The sequence below is a fragment of the Sphingobacterium sp. SGL-16 genome, assembly GCF_011043515.1.
Taxonomy (GTDB): Bacteria; Bacteroidota; Bacteroidia; order Sphingobacteriales; family Sphingobacteriaceae; genus Sphingobacterium; species Sphingobacterium litopenaei.
The window spans coordinates 23846-50006 of sequence record NZ_JAAKGQ010000028.1 but is presented as its reverse complement, the minus strand read 5'-3'; the positions used below and the strand labels follow the sequence as shown (position 1 = coordinate 50006).

General features: G+C 36.2%; 22 protein-coding genes. 13 read left to right on the top strand and 9 right to left on the bottom strand.

Annotated features, from left to right (window positions below; genetic code table 11):
- Nucleotides 1-22: 22 nt before the first annotated feature.
- The 3 genes from G5B32_RS10660 to G5B32_RS10650 all read right to left on the bottom strand — a co-directional run bounded on the left by G5B32_RS10660 (nt 23) and on the right by G5B32_RS10650 (nt 4681).
- Nucleotides 23-1798 carry a hypothetical protein gene (locus G5B32_RS10660; protein WP_165291525.1) on the bottom strand — a complete coding sequence of 592 codons (1776 nt, stop codon included), beginning with the start codon at nt 1796-1798 and terminating at the stop codon, nt 23-25.
- 120 nt (nt 1799-1918) lie between these two features.
- The gene (gene purU, locus G5B32_RS10655; RefSeq protein ID WP_165291524.1) at nt 1919-2764 is read right to left on the bottom strand and encodes a formyltetrahydrofolate deformylase; all 846 of its coding nucleotides are present in this window, start codon (nt 2762-2764) and stop codon (nt 1919-1921) included.
- A 63-nt stretch (nt 2765-2827) separates the two neighbouring features.
- Entirely contained in the window at nt 2828-4681 is a 1854-nt protein-coding gene (locus G5B32_RS10650; protein ID WP_165291523.1) for a DNA topoisomerase IV subunit B, read from the bottom strand.
- A 147-nt stretch (nt 4682-4828) separates the two neighbouring features.
- On the opposite strand from G5B32_RS10650, the gene G5B32_RS10645 reads away from it, so the two are divergent.
- Nucleotides 4829-6031: an exo-beta-N-acetylmuramidase NamZ domain-containing protein gene (locus G5B32_RS10645; protein WP_165291522.1), complete on the top strand. Its 1203-nt coding sequence runs from the start codon at nt 4829-4831 to the stop codon at nt 6029-6031.
- Between the two features lie 55 nt (nt 6032-6086).
- Here G5B32_RS10645 and G5B32_RS10640 read toward each other — a convergent pair whose 3' ends face one another.
- Nucleotides 6087-6593, bottom strand: coding sequence for a phosphoheptose isomerase (locus G5B32_RS10640; RefSeq protein ID WP_165291521.1), 507 nt, complete (start codon nt 6591-6593; stop codon nt 6087-6089).
- A 122-nt stretch (nt 6594-6715) separates the two neighbouring features.
- Here G5B32_RS10640 and G5B32_RS17560 point away from each other — a divergent pair, with 122 nt between their 5' ends.
- From G5B32_RS17560 to atpG, 9 genes are all read left to right on the top strand, one after another.
- Complete coding sequence (locus G5B32_RS17560) at nt 6716-8929, top strand: helix-turn-helix domain-containing protein (protein ID WP_165291520.1); 2214 nt, start codon at nt 6716-6718, stop codon at nt 8927-8929.
- 58 nt (nt 8930-8987) lie between these two features.
- Nucleotides 8988-9224 (top strand): AtpZ/AtpI family protein, encoded by a 237-nt coding sequence (locus G5B32_RS10630; protein WP_223815470.1) that lies wholly within the window; start codon nt 8988-8990, stop codon nt 9222-9224.
- Complete coding sequence (locus G5B32_RS10625) at nt 9217-9615, top strand: hypothetical protein (RefSeq protein WP_165291519.1); 399 nt, start codon at nt 9217-9219, stop codon at nt 9613-9615. The genes G5B32_RS10630 and G5B32_RS10625 overlap by 8 nt, the downstream gene beginning before the upstream one ends.
- Before the next feature lie 93 nt (nt 9616-9708).
- Nucleotides 9709-10797 carry a F0F1 ATP synthase subunit A gene (gene atpB, locus G5B32_RS10620; protein WP_165291518.1) on the top strand — a complete coding sequence of 363 codons (1089 nt, stop codon included), beginning with the start codon at nt 9709-9711 and terminating at the stop codon, nt 10795-10797.
- A gap of 37 nt (nt 10798-10834) precedes the next feature.
- Nucleotides 10835-11023, top strand: coding sequence for an ATP synthase F0 subunit C (gene atpE / locus G5B32_RS10615; RefSeq protein WP_039053475.1), 189 nt, complete (start codon nt 10835-10837; stop codon nt 11021-11023).
- Between the two features lie 113 nt (nt 11024-11136).
- On the top strand, nt 11137-11637 hold the full coding sequence (locus G5B32_RS10610) for a F0F1 ATP synthase subunit B (RefSeq protein WP_165291517.1): 501 nt from the start codon (nt 11137-11139) through the stop codon (nt 11635-11637).
- Between the two features lie 56 nt (nt 11638-11693).
- On the top strand, nt 11694-12239 hold the full coding sequence (gene atpH / locus G5B32_RS10605; RefSeq protein WP_165291516.1) for an ATP synthase F1 subunit delta: 546 nt from the start codon (nt 11694-11696) through the stop codon (nt 12237-12239).
- Between the two features lie 52 nt (nt 12240-12291).
- On the top strand, nt 12292-13866 hold the full coding sequence (gene atpA / locus G5B32_RS10600) for a F0F1 ATP synthase subunit alpha (protein WP_165291515.1): 1575 nt from the start codon (nt 12292-12294) through the stop codon (nt 13864-13866).
- Between the two features lie 86 nt (nt 13867-13952).
- On the top strand, nt 13953-14831 hold the full coding sequence (gene atpG, locus G5B32_RS10595; RefSeq protein ID WP_165291514.1) for an ATP synthase F1 subunit gamma: 879 nt from the start codon (nt 13953-13955) through the stop codon (nt 14829-14831).
- A 97-nt stretch (nt 14832-14928) separates the two neighbouring features.
- Here atpG and G5B32_RS10590 read toward each other — a convergent pair whose 3' ends face one another.
- The 3 genes from G5B32_RS10590 to G5B32_RS10580 all read right to left on the bottom strand — a co-directional run bounded on the left by G5B32_RS10590 (nt 14929) and on the right by G5B32_RS10580 (nt 19237).
- A complete protein-coding gene (locus tag G5B32_RS10590; protein ID WP_165291513.1) occupies nt 14929-17181 on the bottom strand; it encodes an inorganic phosphate transporter in 2253 nt (750 codons plus the stop codon).
- 85 nt (nt 17182-17266) lie between these two features.
- Complete coding sequence (locus G5B32_RS10585) at nt 17267-18016, bottom strand: SGNH/GDSL hydrolase family protein (protein ID WP_165291512.1); 750 nt, start codon at nt 18014-18016, stop codon at nt 17267-17269.
- 33 nt (nt 18017-18049) lie between these two features.
- Nucleotides 18050-19237 carry an aspartate aminotransferase family protein gene (locus G5B32_RS10580; RefSeq protein WP_165291511.1) on the bottom strand — a complete coding sequence of 396 codons (1188 nt, stop codon included), beginning with the start codon at nt 19235-19237 and terminating at the stop codon, nt 18050-18052.
- A gap of 296 nt (nt 19238-19533) precedes the next feature.
- Between G5B32_RS10580 and G5B32_RS10575 the strand changes: the two genes are divergently transcribed.
- Nucleotides 19534-20091 (top strand): hypothetical protein, encoded by a 558-nt coding sequence (locus G5B32_RS10575; RefSeq protein ID WP_165291510.1) that lies wholly within the window; start codon nt 19534-19536, stop codon nt 20089-20091.
- Between the two features lie 125 nt (nt 20092-20216).
- Here the strand turns inward: G5B32_RS10575 and tyrS are convergent, their stop codons facing one another.
- Complete coding sequence (gene tyrS / locus G5B32_RS10570; protein ID WP_165291509.1) at nt 20217-21500, bottom strand: tyrosine--tRNA ligase; 1284 nt, start codon at nt 21498-21500, stop codon at nt 20217-20219.
- Nucleotides 21501-21645: 145 nt separating this feature from the next.
- Here tyrS and G5B32_RS10565 point away from each other — a divergent pair, with 145 nt between their 5' ends.
- Nucleotides 21646-22320, top strand: coding sequence for a hypothetical protein (locus tag G5B32_RS10565; protein WP_165291508.1), 675 nt, complete (start codon nt 21646-21648; stop codon nt 22318-22320).
- Nucleotides 22321-22348: 28 nt separating this feature from the next.
- Nucleotides 22349-24034, top strand: a complete 1686-nt coding sequence (locus tag G5B32_RS10560; protein WP_165291507.1) for an amino acid permease — start codon at nt 22349-22351, stop codon at nt 24032-24034.
- 133 nt (nt 24035-24167) lie between these two features.
- On the opposite strand, the gene G5B32_RS10555 is transcribed toward G5B32_RS10560, so the two are convergent.
- The gene (locus G5B32_RS10555) at nt 24168-26111 is read right to left on the bottom strand and encodes a KUP/HAK/KT family potassium transporter (protein WP_165291506.1); all 1944 of its coding nucleotides are present in this window, start codon (nt 26109-26111) and stop codon (nt 24168-24170) included.
- Nucleotides 26112-26161 lie beyond the last annotated feature (50 nt).

Here is a 26161-nt window from a genome sequence, read left to right as displayed (position 1 = left end):
CCCTAAGGCAGCTTTTTTCGTTTTATATCGTATTGATTTGGTTCTCTGCTTGATTAAGTTGGTTATGGAACTCCATATATTTCTCCGTTTCTACTTCAAATAATTTTCCGCTCAATTCTCTGTAATAGGAGATTCCAGACAGCATCTCATTTTTGAATTTATGGATGTATTTTTCCTTGGTAGCATCCATCGTATTTTGATTGGTTGAAATGTATTTTTCAAGAAAAGAAATGTACAGTCTTAATTCATTTATGAACATAGATGGTCTTTCTACATTCCTCAGTAGGTCATGACGTCCATAAATATGATCTACCATTTCTTGTAAAGTGTAAATTTTGTTAAAATAGGCTGTATTTGGACCTGGACAAATCGCTACGGTGTCCGTGTCCTTACGTTCTAAAATATCATATTTTACGTATGCTGCATTCGCTAATCCTTCACAAAGACAGGTTTTTTCGGTTATTTCGGATAATTTTTGAGCATAAGTTGAATCATCTAAACCTAATACGTCAAGCTCAATGATTTTGAGATGTTGAAATACACGAGATGCCGAACACATAGGTTCTTCCTCATACACCGAAGGTGTGACCAGATATTTCTTTGTGCAAGGAGCGCCAGGACGCCCCTTTTGAATCCTCGATTCGCGAAACGTTTCTGCTGAACTTTTTCTAAAATTGTTGAAAGGAACACCGAGTGGAGAAGCGCCACTTAAGTAAAAGTCATCTTCTGATGCTTCCACGAGACTTTTAAGTGTTTTTTCATCCACAGTCGTTGCTTCAGGAACTAACAAGAATGGTGAACCCCATCCATTTGCGTCCAAATTGTAATAATTGATCAGAAAATCTTGTTCTGCAGGTGTTCCAATACCTCCTTGAGCTGTAATTTTTATAGCAGGAATTTGTGAAATAGAAAATCCTTTTTTTTCAATAGCGTCTTTATAAGTTAGGAAAAGTTCTTCTTGAAGGAGATGACGTTTTTCTTTGAACTCTTGCAAAATAGGTCCTAATAGATAACCATCCGTAGCAAATGCATGACCACCACAGTTTAAGCCAGATTCTATGCGGTATTCCGAAATCCATATGCCTTTTTTGGCTAAGAATTTAGCTTGAATTAATGCCGATCTGAAATCAGAAACTTTTAAAATAATTTTTTTGTTGAAATTGGAATTTTTAATGGGTAAAAATTGGGGTAATTCAGCTAAATATCTATAAAGGCGAGGATTCATTCCTGCGGATAGTACGACAGCAGAAGTCAACTTACTTTTTGCGAAGCCACGTAGCGCAGCATTGGCGTCTGAATAGTACGCATCTAATTCATTTCCTTTTCTATCGCGGTTTATTTTGTCCACTTTGGACATAATGTTGACATTGATATCTCCAACTTCTATTTTATTCCTTATTTCACCTAGAATAAAATTTCGTATTTCCTTAGAATCTTCTTCTAAATATTTACTATATAAATTAGCTATTGGAGAGTTAGAAGGTTGTAGATCAATATATTTTTGCAACTTTGAAGATATGATATCGGATTGGGACTTGAGTTCTTTGACTTGATCTTGCACAATATCATAAACTAAATCCAGATAGGCTGTAATTCTTTTCGCGCGTGCGTCGTCTTGATGTAAGTTAATGGGCTCATAGGATTTACCAGTGAGATGGCAATAATATTTGCGCATTCTTTCTATAAGCTCATCGTCAACGATAGAAATCACAGAAGATATCCCGAATTGAGCTACTTTAATTGGCGAATCAATTGAAAATGCAAGTCCTAAAACAGGAATATGGAATTTGTGTGTCATAGTTTGAAATATGACGCAAATACCCTCTTTTAATCCAATTAAAAAATAGTGACACAAATTCTAAAAAGTGCTTTGTGTCACTTAAATTTTTTATTGAAAAACCTAATTAGTTTTGTATAGTTAAGCCTTAAATACTATAGTTTTATTTCCATTGAGCATAACACGGTCTTCGACAATTAATTGTATTGCACGAGTTAATACGGCTTTTTCGATTTCTTGCCCTGTGCGCTTCATTTTATGTACATCGTAACTGTGGTCAATGTTTTTGATATTTTGTACAATAATTGGACCTTCGTCCAAATCATTGGTAACAAAATGTGCTGTAGCTCCGATAATTTTCACGCCACGATCATGTGCTTGTTTATATGGATTGGCACCAATAAAAGCAGGCAAGAATGAGTGATGGATGTTGATGATACGGTGTTCAAATTCTTTGACAAAAGAAGGCGATAGTATACGCATAAATTTAGCAAGAACAATGAAATCAGGATTTAAAGCTTTTAATTGAACCGCTAATTCCCCCTCAAAATCTTCTTTTGTCTTATTCTCATGCGAAATATGGTAGTAAGGAATGTCAAATCTCTCAGCAAAATCACGTAGATTATCATAATTACCTATTACCGCACATACATCTGCATTCAACGTGTCGAAATAATTACGCACTAAAATATCAGCCAAACAATGGTGTTCTTTGGTAACTAAAACTGCAATACGTTTTCTTTTCGACGGATTAATAGAAATGCTAGCTTTTTCTGGCAATACAGCTTTGAGATGGCTGTATAAGCCATTACTTTCTTCTACATATCCCGTGCAGACTACACGAACAAAGAATTTGTTGTTTTCTTCATCCACATATTCCCGCATCGTTATGATATTGAGTTTATGTTTAGCAAGTACATTTGATATATTAGATACTAATCCAACAGCATCTTGGCATTGAATAAGTATTAAAGTTTGTTTCGTCATGTTTGGTTAGGTTGTTTATAATGGTATTCAGCCTCTAGGTGATAAGAGGCTGAAAGGTATTTCTTAAATGGCTGCTTTCACCAATTCTTCCTCTAAGTCAATTTCTACACGTAAGTTATCTACGATATGACGTTGACGGTCAGGGGTGTTTTTACCCATGTAATACTCTAATATTTGAGGAAGTTTGTTGTCTTTATTTAAGATAACAGGCTCAAGTTTAATATCTTCACCTATAAATTGACCAAATTCTGAAGGAGAGATTTCCCCCAAACCTTTGAATCGGGTGATCTCTGGCTTTCCTCCTAATTTGTTGATTGCATCAATACGTTCTTGGTCCGAATAACAATAAATTGTTTCTTTCTTATTACGAACACGGAATAACGGCGTCTGCAAGATGTACACGTGACCGGCTTTTACCAAATCTGGGAAGAACTGCAAGAAGAAAGTCATCATCAACAGACGGATGTGCATACCGTCGACATCGGCATCGGTAGCGATGACAATATTGTTGTAACGCAAACCTTCCATGCCCTCTTCAATATTTAAAGCATGTTGAAGTAAGTTGAATTCTTCGTTTTCGTATACAATTTTCTTGGTTAATCCATAACAGTTTAGTGGTTTCCCGCGTAAACTGAAAACTGCTTGAGTCTGAACGTCACGAGACTTGGTGATAGAACCTGATGCAGAATCACCCTCAGTGATGAATAAGGTGGTCTCTAGATTTCTTTCATTTTTATCACCAAAATGGAGTTTACAATCACGTAGTTTACGGTTGTGCAAAGAAGCTTTTTTAGCGCGTTCATTGGCAAGCTTTTTAATTCCTGCAATATCTTTACGCTCCCGCTCGGATTGCATAATACGTTTCAACAACGCATCTGCTGTTGCAGAATCTTTGTGTAAGTAATCATCTAATGCTTTCTTAACGAAATCATTGATGAAAGTACGTACCGTAGGCCCATCAGGACCTATACTTTGCGAACCTAATTTTGTCTTTGTTTGCGACTCAAAAACAGGCTCTTGTACTTTGATAGCTATAGCACCAATGATGGATGCGCGCACATCTGAAGCATCAAAATCTTTCTTATAAAATTCTCGAATAGTTTTTACTACAGCCTCACGGAATGCAGCTTGGTGTGTACCGCCCTGTGTGGTATGCTGACCATTCACGAATGAATAATATTCTTCACCATATTGCTGACCGTGCGTCATTGCTATCTCAATATCATCGCCTCTAAGGTGAATAATAGGGTAACGCATACCTTCTGTGTCTACATTGCGTTCCAATAAGTCTTTAAGACCATTTTCGGACACGAATTTCTGACCATTGAAGTTTATTGTTAAGCCTGAATTTAAGAAAACATAATTCCAGATCATGTTTTCTACGAATTCTATGCGGTATTTGTAATGTTTGAAGATACTATCGTCTGGATAGAACGTTACGGCTGTACCATTACGTTGTGTCGTATCTTTTTGTTCGTCTGTTTGCAACTCCCCTTTGCTAAATGTAGCTATACGGGTCTTGCCATCACGGTAGGATTGAACAGTAAAATTTGTTGATAGGGCATTCACAGCTTTTGTACCTACACCGTTAAGTCCTACAGATTTTTGGAAAGCCTTGCTGTCGTATTTGCCTCCAGTATTGATTTTTGATACTACATCGACGACAGAACCTATAGGAATACCACGTCCATAGTCACGTACTGAAACTTTATTTTCTGTAACTGTAATGTCTATGGTTTTTCCTGCGCCCATAACGAATTCGTCGATAGAGTTATCTACGACTTCCTTAAGCAATACATAGATACCGTCATCATAAGCCGAACCGTCTCCTAGCTTACCAATGTACATACCTGGACGTAATCGAATATGTTCTTTCCAGTCGAGGGATCGTATACTGTCTTCGTTATATGCTGTCATGGTTTTATTCTCAAAAATGTGTAGCAAAAATATAAAAAAATTACTGATAAAGGTAGTAAATAACCCAACGCAAATATTACATATTAAATAGAGCCAATAACGTCGATTTATTCTTATATTTAAGCTTTAATCAATTGCATATACCTTATGAAAAGAGCAATTATACTGATTTTATGCGTTATTGGAATATTGGATGCTAATGCGCAATTAAAATATGACAACGATAAAATAAAAACGGGAGCCGAGCAAACCGAACGCTATTTACCCAAATTAAAAGGCAAGCGCGTAGCTATTGTGGCTAATCAGACTGCTATTATTGGTAATTCCCATTTAGTGGATAGTCTCCAAAAATTAGGTGTGAATATTGTCAAGGTATTTGGCCCTGAACATGGCTTTCGGGGTAATGCTAGCGCAGGTATTAAAGTAAAAGATGAAATCGATGTCCAATCGGGTTTAAAGATTGTATCCCTTTATGGAAGTAAGAAGAAACCTAGTAAAGAGGATTTGAAAGATGTGGATTTGATACTTTTTGATATTCAGGATGTAGGTTGCCGTTTTTATACCATTATGAACACCATGCGCGATGTGATGGAAGCAAGTGCAGAAAATGGAAAGCCCTTCATGATTTTGGATCGTCCGAACCCCAATGCCTATTTTATTGATGGTCCTATATTAGATATGAAGCACAAATCGGGGATAGGGCAGTTCCCCATTCCTATCGTTCACGGCATGACATTAGGTGAATTTGCTTTAATGATTAATGGAGAAGGTTGGATGGCAAATAAGATTAAGTGCGATGTAGAGGTGATTAAAGTTAAAGGGTACAACCATGATATGCTTTATAGATTGCCCGTCAATCCATCCCCAAATTTGAATACTGCTCAAAGTATATTGCTATATCCATCTACGTGTTTATTCGAAGGAATCGCTTTGAATCACGGGAGAGGCACCATGTATCCTTTTACAGTAGTAGGCGGACCTATGTTGAAGAACAAATATACCTTCAGTTACACCCCATACAGCATTCCAGGAATGGCTGAAGATCCTTTGTTCAAAGATCAGGTTTGCTATGGTCTTGATTTAAGAGACATCGATCTTGAAAAGATTGTAATGAGCAAAAAGATTAACCTATCATGGATGATTGATTTGTACAAAAATCATCCGAATAAAGAGAAATTCTTTGACAGAAGTTTGAGTAAGCAAATCGGTAATATTGATAACCTTATTGGTTATGCAGATTTTAAGAAACAAATAGCAGAAGGTTGGACAGAAGAGCAAATACGCAAAACTTGGGAGCCAGGAATTAATGAATTCAAAAAAATAAGACAGAAATATTTACTTTATCCATAAAATGAAATAAGCCGAGAAAGAATTTTCTCGGCTTATTTGTATCTCGTTTTGAGGCTTATATCGATCTTCCAAAATCATCTTGTACGCGTACAATGTCATCTTCATCCGAAGGATTAGTTGCATCTGTATGTTGCCATATCTCTGCTACTACACCATACTCAGCAAGCCCTACCAATCTATGACGTTCACCTTGAGATAGGCGAATAAATTCACCTTCTTTTAAGATTTTCAATTCGTGCTCATCATCATCGGGACTTGTTACTACACCTACTTCTCCACGTATTACGCGCCAGATTTCGGCACGACGATGATGGTATTGCCATGATAAGCGCTTGTTGGGACCTACGATCAAAATCTTTGGACTTAATTTGCCCGATATTTTTAGATCCTGAGTGTCTAATCCATCAAAAAACTCATTCGCAAATTTTTGTGCTTGACTTTCATCTATCACAAAAAAACCACCCCACGGTCTTGTCTGATCCACGTTTTCAATAGTAAAGCCTAACCCTTCAAGTTTTCCTTGAATCTGATTAAATAACTCACTCTTATCAACATATGCCATAATATGTATTTATTTAAGTTTATTAAAATTTTATTATTAACTAATATCCACAAATTTTTCAAAAATTTAAAATTAATATATAAATACTTATTGTTGGACATTACCTTACCTTTGTAATAGATATGAAGGAGCAAACGATCGACGCAAATAATCTTATTTTCAAAAAGGCAGTAGCATTTGTTAATCAAACTAACCAGAATCTTTTTTTAACAGGTAAAGCCGGAACGGGTAAAACTACCTTTCTAAAGTATATCCGTGAAAACTGTTATAAGAAAATGGCTATCACAGCGCCAACTGGAGTAGCAGCGATGAATGCAGGAGGAACGACATTGCATGCTTTGTTTTGGTTGCCTTTTGGGGTGTTTTTGGAAGATTATGAGCTCAAATGGGATGAGAAAGACAATAATATATACAATAAAAACCGTCTTTTTTCTACTATAAAGTTAACTAAACAACGACGTGCAATTTTGCAAGAGTTGGAAATGTTGGTGATAGATGAAGTATCCATGGTGCGTGCAGATACTCTAGATGCTATTGATGTTATCTTGAAGTCCGTGCGTCGCGATATGCGTCCTTTTGGTGGGGTGCAGGTCTTGTTTATTGGAGACTTATACCAGCTTCCTCCCGTAGTTCGCGATCAAGAATGGCAGATTTTGCGTAATCATTATACGAGTCCCTTTTTCTTTAATGCAAAAGTATTGCGTTCTACGCCGTTGATTAAATTGGAACTGCAGCATATCTATAGACAAAGTGACGACAAGTTTATCTCGGTATTAAATAATATCCGAAATAACCAATGTACGCAGCAGGATTTGGAGGAATTAAATACGCATTATAAAGAAGATTTCGTTCCAGATAAATCCGAACAGTTTATTACGTTGACTTCACATAATCGTTTGGCGGATCAAATCAATCAAGAAGAATTGGCTAAACTTCCGGGCAAAATGCACAATGTCAAAGCTGTAGTAAAAGATGATTTCCAACAAGGTGCTTATCCTACGGAGGAAACGCTAACACTGAAGCTGAGCGCACAAGTGATGTTCATTAAGAATGATACAGGCGAAGATCGTAAATATTTTAATGGTAAGATAGGCGTGGTCAAAGAATTGAATCTGGACAAACATCAAGTAGTTGTCGGATTCAAAGATGGTTCGGAAGATGTGGTCGTACGTCGCGAGACTTGGGAAAATATCAAATACAAGTATAATAAAGGAGAGGACAAAATTGAGGAAGAAGTATTAGGTACGTTTTCGCAGTTTCCTTTACGATTGGCTTGGGCGATTACGATTCACAAAAGTCAGGGTTTAACATTTGATAAGGCGATTATTGACGCAGGAACTTCCTTTGCTGCCGGACAAGTTTATGTGGCATTGAGTAGGCTAACTGGTTTGGAAGGGTTAGTGTTGCGGTCTAAGATAGCGCCGCATGCGATTCGAACAGACTTTCAAGTTGTGGATTTTATGAAGCAGCTCGTGAAAGAAGAGGAAGTGGATGATATTTTGAAAAATAGTCAACGTGCTTATCTAGGTCAAATTTTGCTTAACAGTTTTCGTTGGACTAGTTTGACAGAAGCTGTTAATGAAATGGAAGTAAGTCTCAAAGATCGCAATATTGACAACAAAGAAGGTGTAGTTTCTTTTTTCTTTTTGTTGCAACAATCGTTACAGACTCAAGAAAAGGTTGCGCATAAATTCATGCAACAGTTGCATACTATGTTGTCTGATAAGGACGCATTGGATTACCACAAAATCTGTGAACGTACGACTTCTGCTGTTAATTGGTTTTTGCCAAAAATGGAAGAAGAGCTATTAAAAGCTACCGAAAAACATATTGAAGACTGGAGTATACGTAAACGTACTAAAAAGTATATTCAAGAAATGAAAGCTTTGTTGTTGGATTTTAAACGTAAATACGAAATTCTAAAACATTGCTTGACTATAGCGGAAGCTTTGACGAAAGAAGAAGTGTTGGATGATTTGTCTTTGAAGATGAATGTCGTGAAAGATGATTCTGTAAAAGTTGCTGACGACGATACTACAGAAGAAAAGGATACAAAGCAGATTACGCTGGATATGTATCAAGATGGGATGGATATTGCGCAGATTGCGCAGAAAAGAGGTATGGTGGAAGGTACAGTATATGGACATTTGATTCACTACGTTGGATCAGAGATTGAAGCTGAAGAATTAATCGATCTTAACAAATTGGATAGAATCCTTGAGGTGCTCAAAGCGAATGAAGGTCAATCTTCTTCTCAAATCAAAATCATCTTAGGTGAGGACTATTCTTATCCAGAAATTAAGATCGGACAAAAAGTGTTAGAAACTAAAATTTAGCATTGTCTTCGTGATAAGCCGTTATTGTAATATATTTGTTGGAATTAATTGATTGGCTTTGGAGCAGCAGAAAGACAAAAAGAAAGATCCTAAACTAAACAAATGGATAGTATTTACTTCTATGCCTTTTCAGATGGGGGTGACTATTTATTTATTCTATCGTTTGGGAGATTGGCTGGATGTCAAATATGATGTTGACGGTGGCTGGTGGACCAAAGGATTAACTATGTTGGGCGTCGTGGCATCTTTATATCAATTTATTAAACAAGCCAATCGTATAAGTAAGAATGATTAACTATATTAGATATATTATCACGTTACTCGTATTAGGAGTAGCAGCGTATTTTGCACATACTTTAATATTAAAAGGATTAGGAACTAACCAATTCTGGGAGCAAACGGATTATACCTTATTGGGGATGTATGCATTTGGTGTCGGAATATCACTTTTCATAGTGGTATTGACTTTAATGGCGCAATATGCTATGCCCAAAAATCTAGGTTTTATCTTTTTGGGATTGATGACTATAAATGCTGTCGCGAGTTACATTTATATCAAAAATGGCTTAAATAAATTTGAAAATGACTTTATCGAATATAATTTCTTAGTAGTGTTTTTTCTGTTCTTGTTTTTTGATGTTTTTGTGGCTTTCAAGGCTATAAATCAAGAAAATAATGAGCAGTAAACTTTTTATAAAAAAGTTTATACAAAACGTATTATATGCCAAATAAAGTTGTATTTTTGCACAAAATTTTTCATTATTCAACAGTAATCTAAAATGGTGAATCTTAAAAGAGCACTTTTATTCTTAACAGTAATTTTATTTGCTGCCAATCCTTTTACATCAATTGCCGCAGAAGAGACGCACGGACATGGTGACGGCGAGAAGACTCAAGCGGAAGAGATCAATGCCCATATCAAACATCACTTAGAGGATGATCACTATTTTACTTTATACAAAAAAGGTGAAGAGTATGTAGGTTTTCCATTGCCAGTTATCTTAATTGATAATGGTTTGAAAGTTTTCTCATCTGCTAAATTCCACGAAAATGATGGTTTGACAGAAGTAGATGGTCAGTTCTATAAATACTACCACGGAAAAATCTACAAAACTGATGCTGCTGGTTCTATTGCTTATGACGAACACCACCATCCAACAAATGCTAAACCGTTAGATTTCTCAATCACTAAAAACGTAACGGGTTTAATGTTAGCAGCATTATTGTTATTCTTAGGATTCACTTCATTAGCTAAGACTTACAAAAAAGGTTCGAACAACTTACCTAAAGGTGTTGGTCGTGTATTAGAGCCTTTAGTATTATATGTACGTGACGAGATGGCTATTCCTAACATCGGTCACCGTTACAAAGAATTCATGCCTTACTTATTATCAGTATTCTTCTTGATCTTCACTTTGAACTTATTAGGGTTAACTCCAATTGGTTTCAACGTAACTGGTAATATCTCCGTAACCTTGTGTTTAGCTTTATTCACTTTCGTGATTACAAACTTCAAAGCAAACAAAGATTACTGGAAACACATCTTCTGGATGCCAGGTGTTCCTGTTCCTTTCAAATTTGTGTTAGCGCCAATTGAGGTGTTAGGTATGTTTACAAAACCATTCTCATTGATGTTACGTCTTTTCGCTAACATCACTGCAGGTCACTCTGTAGTAATGGGTTTGATTGCTATCGTATATTTATTCCAACAACAATTATCAGTAGGAGGTAGTATCGGTGTGTCAATGTTGTTGACATTGATCTTATTCTTCTTAGAATTGTTAGTTGCATTTTTACAAGCGTTTATCTTCACGATGTTGTCATCATTATTCATTGGTATGGCCGTAGAAGAGCACGCACATCATTAATCAGAATTTTTTGTTAAATTTTTATAAATAAATCATTATGTACAATTTAATTGGAGCAGGTTTAATCGTAATCGGTGCAGGTTTAGGTTTAGGTAAAATCGGTGGTTCAGCTATGGAAGCTATCGCACGTCAACCTGAAGCAGCTGGTAAAATTCAAACTGCGATGATCATCATTGGTGCCTTAGTAGAAGGTTTAGCATTCGGTGCTTTAATCTTAGGTAAATAATCCAAGTTGATTAAAAGTATTAAACATGACTTGCAACGGTTGGTTGTAAGTCATGTTTTAAGACAAAAAATTAAAGACAATAAATAGAAAATCATATTTTATAAGCAAATATAATGGACGCATTACTTAATCAGTTCTCATACGGTTTGTTCTTCTGGCAATTAATTATTTTGTTAATTGTAATCTTTATCTTAGGAAAATTTGCTTGGAAACCAATCGTTAATGCTTTAGAAGAGCGTGAACAAGGTATTTCTGATGCTTTAGCTTCTGCAGAGAAAGCTAAATTAGAAATGGCACGTTTGACTAATGAAAACGAGCAATTATTGAAAGAAGCACGTGAAGAGCGCGATGCTATCTTGAAAGAAGCAAAAGAGTTGAAAGATAAAATCGTTGCTGAAGCGAAAGAATCTGCTCAAACTGAAGGTGCAAAATTAATTGAATCTGCAAAACGTGAGATCGAAGATCAAAAATTAAAAGCGTTGGCAGAAGTTAAAAACCAAGTTTCTGCATTGTCATTAGACATCGCTCGCAAAGTTTTGACAAAAGAATTTGAAGACCAAGGTAAACAAGAAGCTTTAGTGTCTGACTTGTTGAAAGACGTTAAATTAAACTAATATTAATTTGCGTTACGCTTTTAATATTTTTAGTTTTTAATTTTTAATTTGAGAAAATGTCAGTATTCAAAGTTGCTTCGAGATACGCTAAATCTATTTTAGATTTAGCACAAGAGAAAGGTACGTTAGATCAGGTGAAAGCTGAAATGGAAGAGGTTGCCAAAGTAATCAAATCCAATTCAGAATTGAAAGCTGTATTGGCTAATCCTATTATCAAAACAGATAAGAAGCAAAATATCTTAAAAGCATTATTCGAAGGAAAAGTAAGCACAGAAGTGTCTACATTCTTCAATATCATGGTACGCAAAGGTCGTGGTGAATTAGTATACGCTACAGCTTTAGAGTTTATTCGTGAATACAACGAATTAAAAGGTATCGTGAAAGCTGAAGTTATTTCAGCACAACCATTGTCTGCAGCTAATATTCAGTCTTTAGGTAATACTATTGCTACGCAAATCAATGCGAATGTAATCCTTACAAATAAAGTAGATACATCGTTAATCGGTGGATTTATCATCAAAGTAGGAGATAAGCAATTAGACGAAAGTATTGCTGGAAAATTAAATAAATTAGAAAGACATTTCATCAATCAAGGTGTATAATCACTTTGAGGTAGTAAAGTAATAGAATCTAAAACCCCTTATACGAAGTAAAATGATAGAGGTAAGACCAGATGAAGTTTCGGCAATTCTTAGAGAGCAATTGTCAGGCTTTAAGTCAGAGGCCGAATTAGAGGAAGTAGGTACCGTGCTTACAGTTGGTGACGGTATTGCTCGCGTTTACGGCTTAACAAAAGTTCAATCAGGTGAGTTGGTTGAATTTTCAAACGGATTACAAGGTATTGTATTGAACTTAGAAGAAGACAACGCGGGTGTTGTACTTTTAGGTCCTTCAGACGAAATCAAAGAAGGTGATACAATCAAACGTACTAATCGTATCGCATCTATTAAAGTAGGTGAAGGTATGCTTGGTCGTGTGGTTAACACATTAGGTCAACCAATTGATGGTAAAGGACCTATCGTTGGCGAAACTTATGAAATGCCTATCGAGCGTAAAGCTCCAGGTGTTATCTTCCGTCAACCTGTAACTGAGCCATTACAAACTGGTATCAAGGCTATCGACGCTATGATTCCTGTAGGTCGTGGTCAACGTGAGTTAGTAATCGGTGACCGTCAAACTGGTAAAACAGCGGTTTGTATCGATACTATCATCAACCAAAAAGAATTCTACGATGCTGGTCAACCAGTATTCTGTATATATGTTGCTGTAGGTCAAAAGAACTCTACAGTAGCAAACATCGTACGCGTATTGGAGGAAAAAGGTGCTATGGCGTACACAGTAGTAGTAGCTGCTTCAGCTTCTGAGCCAGCTCCATTACAATTCTACGCTCCAATGGCAGGTGCTGCTATCGGTGAGTTTTTCCGTGATACAGGTCGTCCAGCGTTAATCGTTTATGATGATTTGTCAAAACAAGCTGTGGCTTACCGTGAAGTGTCTTTGTTATTGAAACGCCCTCCTGGCCGTGAAGCTTACCCAGGTGACGTATTCTACCTTCACTCACGTTTGTTAGAGCGTGCTGCGAAAATCAACTCTTCTGACGAGATCGCTCGCAACATGAATGATCTTCCTGAGTCTATCAAACACTTAGTAAAAGGGGGGGGGTCATTGACAGCTCTTCCTATCATTGAGACACAAGCAGGTGACGTATCAGCATATATCCCTACTAACGTAATCTCAATCACTGATGGTCAGATCTTCTTAGAGTCTAACTTATTCAACGCAGGTATCCGTCCAGCGATCAACGTAGGTATCTCGGTATCACGGGTGGGGGGTAACGCACAGATTAAGTCAATGAAGAAAGTATCTGGTACATTGAAATTAGACCAAGCTCAGTTCCGTGAGTTAGAAGCATTCGCTAAATTCGGTTCGGATTTAGATGCGGCTACTAAAGCGGTATTAGATAAAGGTGTTCGTAACGTTGAGATCTTGAAACAAGGTCAATTCTCACCAGTATCAGTTGAAAAGCAAACAGCTATCATCTATGCAGGTACTAAAGGATTGTTGCGTAATGTTCCTGTGAACAAAGTACGTCAATTCGAAGAAGAATACTTGACTCAATTAGAGCAACGTCATCCAGAAGTATTATCAGCATTAAAAGCTGGTAAATTCTCAGATGAGTTAACAGACGTTTTAGAAAAAGTAGCTAAAGAATTAGCTTCAAAATATTAATTAGATATGAGATTATAGATATGAGAATTTGAGATTTAGTTGTCTCATATCTCATATCTAAAAGTCTCACATCTTTTATCTGAAATATGGCAAATTTAAAAGAAGTAAGAAACCGTATCACCTCGGTGACATCCACGCAGCAGATTACCAAAGCCATGAAAATGGTTTCTGCGGCAAAATTAAAGCGTGCGACGAATGCTATCATTCAATTGCGCCCTTATGCCAATAAATTAAGAGATATTCTTGCTCAAGTTTCAGCTTCTGTAGAAGGAAATGATTCTCCATATACTCAAGATAGAGTTCCTACTAAGGTTATGATCGTAGTAGTGACTTCAAATAGAGGTTTGGCTGGAGCATTCAATGCTAATGCTATTAAAACGGCGAACAATTTGATCGCTACTAAATATGCTGATCAATTTGCGAGAGGGGATGTAAGTATCATTGCTATTGGTAAGCGTGGTCATGATTTCTTCTCTAGACGTAATTTCAACGTTATTGGCAATCATAATGAATTATTCAACAATTTAGATTTCACAAACGTATCTAAAGTGACTGAATATATCATGAATGAATTCAAAGAAGGAAATATCGACCGTGTAGAGGTTGTTTACAACCAATTCCGTAATGCTGCTGTACAAGTTTTAACTTCAGAACAATTGTTACCTCTATTGCCTGAAGAGAAAAAAGAAGACACAGTAGAATTAGATTACATTATCGAGCCTTCTAAAGAAAAAATCATTGAAGAATTAATCCCTAAAGCGATTAAGATTCAATTGTACAAAGCAGTATTAGATTCTAATGCTTCTGAGCATGGTGCACGTATGACAGCGATGGATAAAGCAACAGAAAATGCTGGTGATTTATTACGTCAATTAAAACTTTCGTATAACCAAGCTCGTCAAGCAGCTATTACTACAGAGCTTACAGAGATTGTATCAGGTGCTGCTGCACTTTCAAATGGCTAAGATTTCCTTCGGGAATGCACATAAGAAAAGCGATGAAATTTATTTCATCGCTTTTTTTGTTATTATCAATTATCAATTATCAATTATCAATTATTCATTACTTATTAGCTTGCTTAAATTCCAGGAACTCTTTGTGAAGTCTTAATAATTTAAACGTCGAGCTCACCATTTCATTTGTTTCAAGTAAGATTGAGAAGTACAATCTGGTATTTCGTGGGCTTGATTCCGTTGTGCGAATATCCTGAATTTGACGATCCATCAAATTATTGATTGTAGTTTGAATTTTGTTCCGTTTTTTCATAACTAAGTCAATGTTGTTAAATTCAAAACGCTTGTACATGTTGTATATTTCAGCGTACCAATTTCCCAATTGATCTGCGACTAGATTTAAATCTTCACAGCGCGATTGTTTTAGAGGCTTGTGGTTGTTGTCCACATGATTATGCGTATTATTACTGATGATATACAGGTTCTCAATAATGTCTTGTAAATAACCTAACGAAATAATGTAATAACGACTGGATTTCGCAGAATTGTCATCTAGATTGCGGATAAAATTATACAAGTTGTCGTTCGTAGAATCCAAATCCTTATTGAGTTTCTTAATCAGCTTTTTGTTAATTGCTAAGGATGTTAAGTCATTTTTACAAACATTCTCAATAACTTCTTTATAGAATAAATTCGCTTTTGCTATGACTTCTGAGATCTGATTGGAACTTGCTTCCGTTACCTGCTGCATTGAACGAATATCTGATCTTTCTAATGAAAGTTTACGTTCAGCTTGCTCAGCTACTTTTTTCTTGTGGCTACGTGCATTTTGGAATAATAATAAAGCCAGTACGATTAAGGCTACTACAAAACTTACAATACCACCTATTTTCAAGAAATAAGCAATGATAAATGCTCCCGTGAATGCACATGCTGCAGTAAAAAACCATCCTCCAATGACGTGAAATACCCCAGAAACACGATATACTGCTGTTTCTCTATCCCAAGCTCTATCCGCAAAGGCAGTACCCATTGCCACCATAAAGGTGACATAGGTAGTTGATAAAGGTAGTTTCAACGAGGTCCCGACAGCAATCAAGCTGCTGGCTACCATTAGATTTACAGAAGCACGAACCATGTCGAACATGGGTTCTTCTTTGGATTGTTTGTGGACGTTGGTAGCTTTATCAAATCGGCTATCTAATCTGGCTTGCAGTGTTCTAGGCATGATAAAAGATAGAGTATTGCCTAAATTCACAAAGCCACGTACAATCAATCTCGATAATGCATTGGGTTGAAATTTTTCAGAAGAAGAATCTTGACTACTCAAGCTCATTTCCGTTTCGATAACCGTACGTGCTTTTTTAGAGGTCCATAGCGTGAAAATCATAACAATGCCGCTGGCAAACAGAATCCACATTGGTGCTACAATATCTGAAGAGGCTAATTCAGACATCATATATGTGTTTGGATCAGCTCCTGCGGCTTTAAAAAATCCTATAGACTGTATTGCTGCGACAGGAACTCCAATAAAATTTACCAAGTCATTTCCTGCAAAGGACAAAGCTAGTCCAAATGTTCCTACTCCAATTATTACTTTAAGAATATTGATATTCAGTTTGGTAAGTATATAACTAAGTAGAGTAAATATTATGAATGAGCCAAATACTAACAAGATTTCATGTTCATTTATCCATGATTTTACATCGTTACTAATAAAAGTTACAGATTTCAGTCCTTTTATAATAATGAAATAGGCAATTAATGCCAATGCAATACCACCAAAGAATATCCCAAAAGTTTTTAATCTTTTCTCAAATTGGAAAGTGAATACTACGCGAGATACATATTGAACTATCATTCCCAATGTGAAGGAAATAGCAACCGAAAGCAAAATGCTTATAACAATTTCAGATGCTTTTTCTGTATTGATGTATTGTGAGAGTGTGCTCCAATCACCTGTTGTATTCATTATTTTATATAGAGCCAAGCATACCGCACTTCCTAATAGTTCGAATACAATAGATACGGTAGTTGAAGTAGGGAGACCAAAGTAATTGAATACGTCCAGTAAAATAATATCGGTAATCATGACGGCGAGAAATATGACCATCACATCATTAAAACTGAACATACTAGGGACGTAGATACCACTCCTGGCGATTTCCATCATGCCACTAGAAAAAATAGCCCCACATAATATCCCCGCGGAGGCAAGCATCATAATTACGCGGAAGGAAAGGGCTTTGGAGCCTATGCCCGAATTAAGGAAGTTTACAGCATCATTGCTTACACCAACCATCAAATCGATGACTGCTAAGACTATGAGCGTAATAATTACTAAATAAAGATAATGTTCCATACATGTTAAGTTAACAATACAAAAGTATAACACTTATATTAACGAATTGTTAACTTAATATTAAGCATGGAACAGTTGAATATCTTTATTTAAAGCAATTTAGAACCGATTCTGCCATCAAGCTGATCCCTGCTAATGAGGTGTGTACACCATCTGGAGCCCAATATTTGCCTTCAGCTTGTTTTTCTGCTTTATCAAATATGCTTTGATAGGGTATAAAAACTGCTTTATATTCTGTAGCGATCTCTCTTGCTACCTGTTGATATCCAGCAAACTCAGGATACCAGCTTTCGTCCACATATTTCACACCTTTTACACCAAAAGGTTCTCCAATGATTAGTTTTACATTTGGTAAATGCTGTAATGTTAAGTCCAGCATTTTTTGATATTGGGATTTATATTCCGCTGCAGAACCTTGGTATTTACCATCCCGTTTGTGCCAGTAATCATTTACACCAATAAGTATACTCAACACATTTGGTTTGATATCCAAACAATCTGAATGCCATCTATCTATCAGTTGCGGAACTTTATGCCCGCTAATACCGCGGTTATAAATCTGCAAATTTTTAGTAGCATGTTCGTGTAACAAGGTTCTGGCAGCGTGCGCAACATATCCTTTGCCAAGAGCATCAATATCATTCGGTCCAAGTCTATCTCGGCTACGACCATGATCTGTTATAGAATCTCCTTGAAAAAGAATAATATCGTTTTTGTGTAATTCAATTTTACTCTCTTTAATAGCGAATGACTCCGCTTTAGCCAGATTGCTCACAATAACTGTAGTACCTATTGCAGCTAAGGATTGTTTAAGAAAACTTCTTCTGTCTTTCATAGATTAAGGTTTATAAACCCTAAAATATGCATATTAACAGAATTTATCAATTGCTATTTTGATGGTGCGACAAGCTTCTCTTATTTCTTCTTCTGAAATTGTTAGGGGAGGAGCTACACGCAATGCGGTTTCACAGTGCAGATACCAATCGATCATAACTCCATTGTCCGCGCAATATTTGCTGACATTATAGACTTGATCAAAATTTTCTACTTGCAAACACATCATTAGCCCTAAGCCACGGATTTCTTTGATTTTTGGATGGGCTAATTCCTGACGGAAAAGTTGGCCTTTATCAGCTACACCTTCCACTAATTGCTCTTCCAAAATAACATTTAATGAGGCTAAGGCAGCTGCACAAGAAACAGGATGTCCACCAAAAGTAGTAATATGTCCTAACATTGGATTCGCTTTAATGACGTCCATAATTTCTTTTGGAGCCACAAAAGCACCTAATGGCATACCACCACCAATTCCTTTCGCTAACATCAAAATATCTGGAACTATTCCAAAATGTTCGAAAGCGAAAAGCTTTCCAGTACGACCAAAACCTGTTTGAATTTCATCGAAAATAAGTAAAGCACCGACTTCTGTACATTTGGCACTAAGAGCTTGCATATATTCTGCTGTAGGAACACGAATTCCAGCTTCACCTTGAATCGCTTCTACAATAACTGCTGCTGTTTTCTCGGTGATAGTATCTAAATCAGCAACTGCATTGAACTCAATGAAATCAATTTCAGGAAGGAGAGGAGCATACGCTTCTTGGTACTGTGTGCCACCAATCAAACTCAAAGCACCTTGTGTACTACCGTGATAAGCATTTTTTGCAGCGATAATTTGTCTTCTTCCAGTATAGCGTTTGGCTATTTTCATTGAACCTTCTACCGCCTCTGCACCAGAGTTAGTCAAATACACCGAGCCAAAAGAAGAAGGAAGATTTTCCAATAGTTTGGTAGCGAATTGCACCTGTGGAGCTTGTACAAACTCTCCATACACGGTTACGTGCAAATATTTTTCCAATTGGTCCTTTATCGCTTGAATCACTTTAGGATGGCGGTGACCAATATTACTGACATTAAATCCTGATACTAAGTCTAAATATTTTTGTCCTTCAGGTCCGTAAAGATAAGAACCTTCGGCTTTTTCGATTTCGATAAGTCGTGGACTTTCCGAGGTTTGAGCTGTATTTTTTAAGAAAAGCTCTCTGTTACTAATCATAGTGCAAAGGTACAAAGGAAAATTTGCCCCGTAAAGTTATTATTGACTTGTTTTTTTGTAAATTATTTTAATTTTAAATGTAATTTTTAAACTTGCGTTATGAGATACATTTACATGATTTTAGTAATGATTATGATGAGTGGATGCGAGGATTTTTTTGATAATATAACTTGTAATTATCAAGGGTATCCAACACAACGTGATAGTTATAGAAAATGCTATTATATCAATGATGTTGGAATTCAATTTTATATTGATGATTCTTTTTGTAATTGTTTATTTTAATGATGTTAAATATGAAAATTAACTATATCAGTTTTGTGCTATTAGGCATATTTCTTTTGACTACAGCTTTTCATTGTGATCCAGTTCGTCCAGAAACGTTGCCTATTGAAGAATTAAAGGATGCTAAAGTTTTCGCCACTATAGCACCAATAAAGGAGGTTTATAAAGTGGGAGATACAATCAAATGCGTTTTGAGGGTTAATAAAAGTGATTGGAATAATTGGAAAGGATTTAATTCTGCAATTTATAGCACGTTTATACTATTTGATAATAATAACAATGATGGGAAATATTTAACCCCATTATTTGATATTAGTAAAATGAGTAATTCAATCGTAAGTCAAAATAATGAAACTTATTTAGAACAAATTATTTATTATGAACTTTTAGAAAGTAAAAATTATCTTTTGGGAGTTAGATTTCGAGATTTGTCGGAGAATAAAAACTTAAGTTTTGAAACATTCTTAGAGGTTCAGTACTGGGAAAACGAAGTGACGTATCACCAAATGGTTCCTATATATTTTACTAATAATAATCAACGATATATTACCTTAAATGTTGTGGAGTAAAATAGTTAACTCTTCCACTTAGATCCAAAATTTTTAGTCCTCTATCGTCAGCATGACGTAAAAATATTCCATAAAAAAGCCTCAATCAACGATTGAGGCTTTCCTAAAATATCTAAAAGACCAAATTACTCTGCGATAATCAAGAAATAATTCTTTTTACCTTTTTGAGCAACTAAGTATTTGTTGTTGATTAAATCTGTAGCTGATATGGTTTGTTCGATATCGCCTAATTTTACTTTATTCAACGATACACCTCCACCTGTCAACATTTTCTTCGCTTCCCCTTTAGATGCAAATACTTGTGTTTTCACAGCTAATAAATCTAAAATGTTTACACCAGCTTCTAATTCAACTTTGCTAACAGTGAATTGAGGAACTCCATCGAATACATCCAATACCGCATCGTGATCTAAGCTTGCTAAGAATTCTAAAGAACCGTTTCCGAATAAGAATTCTGAAGTTTTTACAGCTGTTTCGTATGCTTCTTCCGAGTGTGTGCGGATAGTGATATCTTTTGCCAATGCTTTTTGAACCGCTCTCAAATGAGGAGCTGCATCATGTTCAGCGATGATAGCATCGATTTCTTCTTTCGATTTTAATGTAAAGATTTTAATCCAGTTTTTAGCATCATCATCCGATGTGTTCAACCAGAATTGGTAATATTTGAAAGGAGATGTTTTCTTGGCATCTAACCAAACAGCTCCAGATTCTGTTTTACCGAATTTTTGTCCGTCCGCTTTTTTAATCAATTGAGTCGTTAATGCATAAGCCGTACCTTGATCCTGACGACGAATCATCTCAGAACCCGTTACGATGTTACCCCATTGATCCGAACCACCCATCTGGATTTTACAGTTGTGGTGTTTCCACAAATAATAGAAATCATATCCTTGAATCAATTGATACGTAAACTCAGTGAACGATAAACCGTTATCACCTTCTAAGCGTTTCTTTACCGAATCCTTGGACATCATGTAGTTGACTGTAATCAACTTACCCACATCACGAATAAAATCCAAAAAGCTGAAATCTTTGAACCAGTCGTAGTTGTTTACCATTTTGGCATCGTTTTCACCTTCACCAAAATTTAAAAACTTCGCTAATTGATTTTTAAGACAAGCTACATTGTGTTGTAAAGTAGCCTCATCCAAAAGATTTCTCTCAGCAGACTTGAATGATGGGTCACCAATCATTCCTGTAGCACCTCCTACAAGGGCAACAGGTTTATGGCCTGCATTTTGAAAATGGATTAACGTCATGATTTGAGTCAAATGACCTACATGTAAAGAATCGCCAGTTGGGTCAAAACCGATATAGCCTGAAACTTTCTCTTTGTTCAGTAAATCTTCGGTACCCGGCATGATATCTTGAAGCATGCCTCTCCAACGTAATTCTTCTACAAAATTCATAAGTTTTTTGTTTGATTTTCAATTGTCTTATGGAATATCCGCAAAGGACATTTCATAACGATATGATTAATATAATTTAATTTAAGATTGCAAAGATAAGAGATTATGACGTATCTTACGAGTAATAATTGATAAATACGGTATTTTGAATTTTTTGTCGCATTACTATTTCGAACGCTACCCTGCTTATTCAGAGCAAGTGCTAGGTAGTCTTTTGCCCGATTTGCTGAAGAATGTAGACAAAACTTATTCTTTTCCACTACATAAGCATGAAACCTCATTTCCTTTTGGTATAAAGAGTGGGTCCATTACTGAGGGATGGAAAAGACATATCGAAGTGGATAAACTGTTCCATAGCTCTGACTTTTTTTATCATCACACGCATCAATTACGCAAAGATATAGCAGAAAACATTTCTGACTTGCCTGTTAGAGCTTCTTTTCTTGCTCATATTAGCTTAGAATTATTGCTCGATCACAAATTAATTGCGAATAATTTATTATCTGTCGCAAGATTATACGAACATCTTGAGAATATTGATAGAAATAATTTAACGAAATACCTAAAATCTCTTGAAGTAGTCGATATCGATAGATTTTACAACTTTTATGATAAATTTGTCTCATCAAGATATATCTTTGACTACGCAAAAGTAGAGAATCTACCACACGCACTTTTCAATATCTGCAAACGCGTGTGGAATTTTTCACCTTCTGCTCATCACTTTGAGGTACTTGCCCATCAATTGGATAATTACCAGCGTGAACAGTTGAGAGATTACAGTGAAATATTTACGTATATCTCACAACAATTAGATTAATGATTGAAAAACCAAAATACTATTACATATGAAGAATCAGCTTTTCAAAAAGAAAAGTGTTGACCAAATATTACTAGATTCCGAGACTAAAGGAAGTGGATTGGCTAAAATTTTAGGGGTTCGCGATTTAGTATCATTAGGTATTGCAGCCATTGTAGGTGCGGGAATTTTTAGTACCATCGGGTTAGCAGCTTTCAATGGTGGTCCAGCCGTATCCATGTTATTTGTCTTTGTCGCTTTTGCCTGTGTTTTCACCGCTTTATCATACGCTCAATTTGCAAGTACAGTACCTGTTTCAGGATCTGCTTATACTTACGCGTATGTCGCATTTGGAGAATTGTTTGCTTGGATCATTGGCTGGGCGTTAGTGTTGGAATATGCGGTATCCAATATGGTTGTAGCAATTTCATGGTCGCAGTATTTTGTATCCATGTGCGAAGGTTTTGGATTTCACATCCCCAAATGGCTGACTATGGCTCCGGGATATGCTATTGAAGCCCATGCCAAGATGTTGGAAGTCGGTGCGGACAATTTAACAGGGATAGACAAAATTGCTTTGCAAGCCTACGAAACAGCGCCTCGTATTGGAGATATTCCTGTGGTATTTGACTTGCCAGCCGGAATAATTACCGTATTAGTAACTTGGTTAGTATATATAGGGATTAAAGAATCTCAACGTGCCAGCAATATTATGGTAATGATTAAGATAGGGATTATTATCGCGGTAATTGTCGGGGGTATTTTCTATGTCAAACCAGAAAACTGGACGCCTTTTGCGCCTAATGGATTAACAGGGGTGATGAGTGGGGTAGCAGCTGTATTCTTTGCTTTTATTGGTTTTGACTCCATCTCTACTACTGCCGAAGAGTGTAAAAATCCTCAGCGCGATTTGCCAAAAGCGATGATTTATTGTTTGGTTATCTGTGCGGTGTTATACGTTTTAATTACTTTGGTACTAACTGGTATGGTTAATTACACGGAATTGAATGTAAAGGATCCATTAGCGTATGTATTTGAATATGTAGGCTTTGATCATATGGCTGGGATTATCTCTGTAACATCAGTAATTGCGATTACAAGTGCGTTATTGGTATTCCAATTAGCACAGCCACGCATTTGGATGACGATGAGCCGTGATGGTCTTTTATGGAAGAAATTTGCTACAATACACCCAAAATACAAAACACCTTCCTTTGCGACTATAGTAACAGGTTTCGTGGTAGCCATTCCAGCTTTATTTTTTAAGATGGACTTCTTCGTAGATTTAACCTCCGTAGGAACTTTCTTCGCATTTATTTTAGTATGTGCTGGTGTGCTTTATATGGATAAATCGGGTCTTTCTGCAAAATCTAAATTTAAAGTTCCTTACATAAATGGTAAATATCTTGTGGGTATTGGTTTTGTGATTGGGCTAATCTTGATGTATATGTATGGACAGGATAGTCTGGCAGAATGGAAAACATTAGGAGCGGGAAAAGTAATTTTGCACAAATCCTTGGTTTTAATATTCTGGTTGACTTGGCTTACACTGAGTATTCTAGCATTTAAACACAATTTTTCGTTGTTACCTGTTATTGGAATTTTGATCAATCTGTATTTGATGTCAGAACTTGGCGCTAGCAATTGGATCATCTTTATATTGTGGTTGATAGCAGGTTTACTGATTTATTTCCTTTATGGTTATAAAAACTCAAAATTGCGTACACAAGAATAGTAAAAATATATTATAACAGAAAAGCCACTTCATTGAAGTGGCTTTCTTGTTTTATAAAGGTGTAAAAATGATGAAGATATTTTTATTTTTTAATTTACCCTTTTGATTTCTCACTTCTTATTTCTTACTTCCCTTAATGTATCCTATGCATTTGAATATTTTCTGTGTTTGGAATATTTAATGGGACACGTTCCAACGTCACAAAGCTGCTATCCAACCCAAAACCTTTTTCCTCACTCAAACTGAAGCGTCTTAACATTCGGTAAATTTCCATGATTATACGGTTTGGCCAACTTAAATCTGTCGTTTTGGTGAACACTTTCTCTAAGACCACAAAGTTGAAATCCCCAGGTATATTGTGTTTTTTCAACGTGTCGTACTGACTGATAATATCCACTTCCTTATTTTTGACCATTTCTTCGACCACCTTACGGAATAACAAACTAATACGTTGTTCTTCGCGGAAACCTAATTTAAAATCAATACGAATAAGTTTACCTGGAATCAATTGTTCTACGACATATTCACGTCCATGAGGCGCATCGGTCACATCCACGTGTACAAACCAATACACATCTGCACGCTTAGGTTTTTTGTTGATAATAGAATACATGATTTTTGCTTCTATTTCACGTTTGTTGTTGGCACTAGTCAAATAAACCAATTGTGATGCAAAGGTAGGCACGGAAGTGTCTCTGCTCAATTCTTCTATTATAGAATAATAATCTTGAATATGCACAAAACGCACAAATTCATTTTTGATTTTTCTAGCCCTAAACCACGCATACATAACCAAAAATATACTTGCCGCCAGTAAAAGTGTTAACCAACCACCATGTGCTATTTTTGCTCCATTACCAATTAAAAACGTGATTTCTATTGTAAAATAAATGACTCCAAATAAAGCGATTAAAATCTTATTAATTCTACGTCTTAGCATGAAATAAATCATCAAAATCGTAGTAGATAGAAACGTTAAGTTGATGGCAAGACCATACGCCGCTTCCATATTGCTTGATTTCTCAAAGACATAGATAATTAGCATACAGCCGACAAATAATATCATATTGATTGACGGAACATACAATTGTCCTTTCTGATTACTTGGATAGCGAATAGCTACTTTAGGCCAAATATTTAAGCGTACCCCCTCGGCTATAAGCGTAAAAGAGCCAGTAATCATGGCTTGACTCGCAATGACTGCAGCAATAGTAGCTATTCCAATTCCGTAGACTACGAACCAGCTCGGCATTATGGAATAGAAAGGATTCGTATCGCCAATATTTTTCCCGGTATGAGTTATTAACCAGGCGCCTTGTCCTAAATAATTAAGCATCAATGTTATTTTTACTAAAATCCAACTCACGCGAATATTGGCTTTTCCACAATGCCCCATATCCGAATACAGAGCTTCAGCACCTGTTGTACATAAAAACACTGCCCCTACAATCAATAGCGCATCAGGATGCGCCAAAAGCGTATTAAAAGCATAATAAGGGTTAATAGCCATAAGGATTTCTGGAGCCTGCCCTAAGGCATTCAAACCTAATATTCCAATGGTACTAAACCACAACAGCATTAATGGACCGAAAACTCTACCAACGATAGATGTTCCGAACCGTTGAATAAGGAATAAAAAGGATATAATAGTAATGACAATCGGAACAGTAGGAATGTCAGGATTAAAAATAGCCAATCCTTCAATAGCTGACGAAATAGTAATAGCGGGTGTAATCATACCATCTGCGAGAAGGGTCGATGCTCCCACTACAGCAGGAATGATAAGCCATTTTGCTTTTCGTCGAACTAATGAATATAAGGATAAAATACCACCTTCGCCTTTGTTATCAGCATTTAAAGTGATAAGGACGTATTTGATAGTAGTTTGAATGGTTAATGTCCAAAGGACACAAGATACGCAGCCAATGACTAAGTCTTTGTCTATTATTCCATTATTAAAAATCGCTTTGAAAACATATAATGGAGAAGTACCTATGTCTCCAAAAATAATGCCTAGAGAGATTAATAAACCGGCTCCGCTAAGCCGATTTAAATGTTGAGTATGGTGGGAACCCATATGTGTTTTCTATCTTATTATATCTATTTCGGGAGCCAATTTATAGCAAT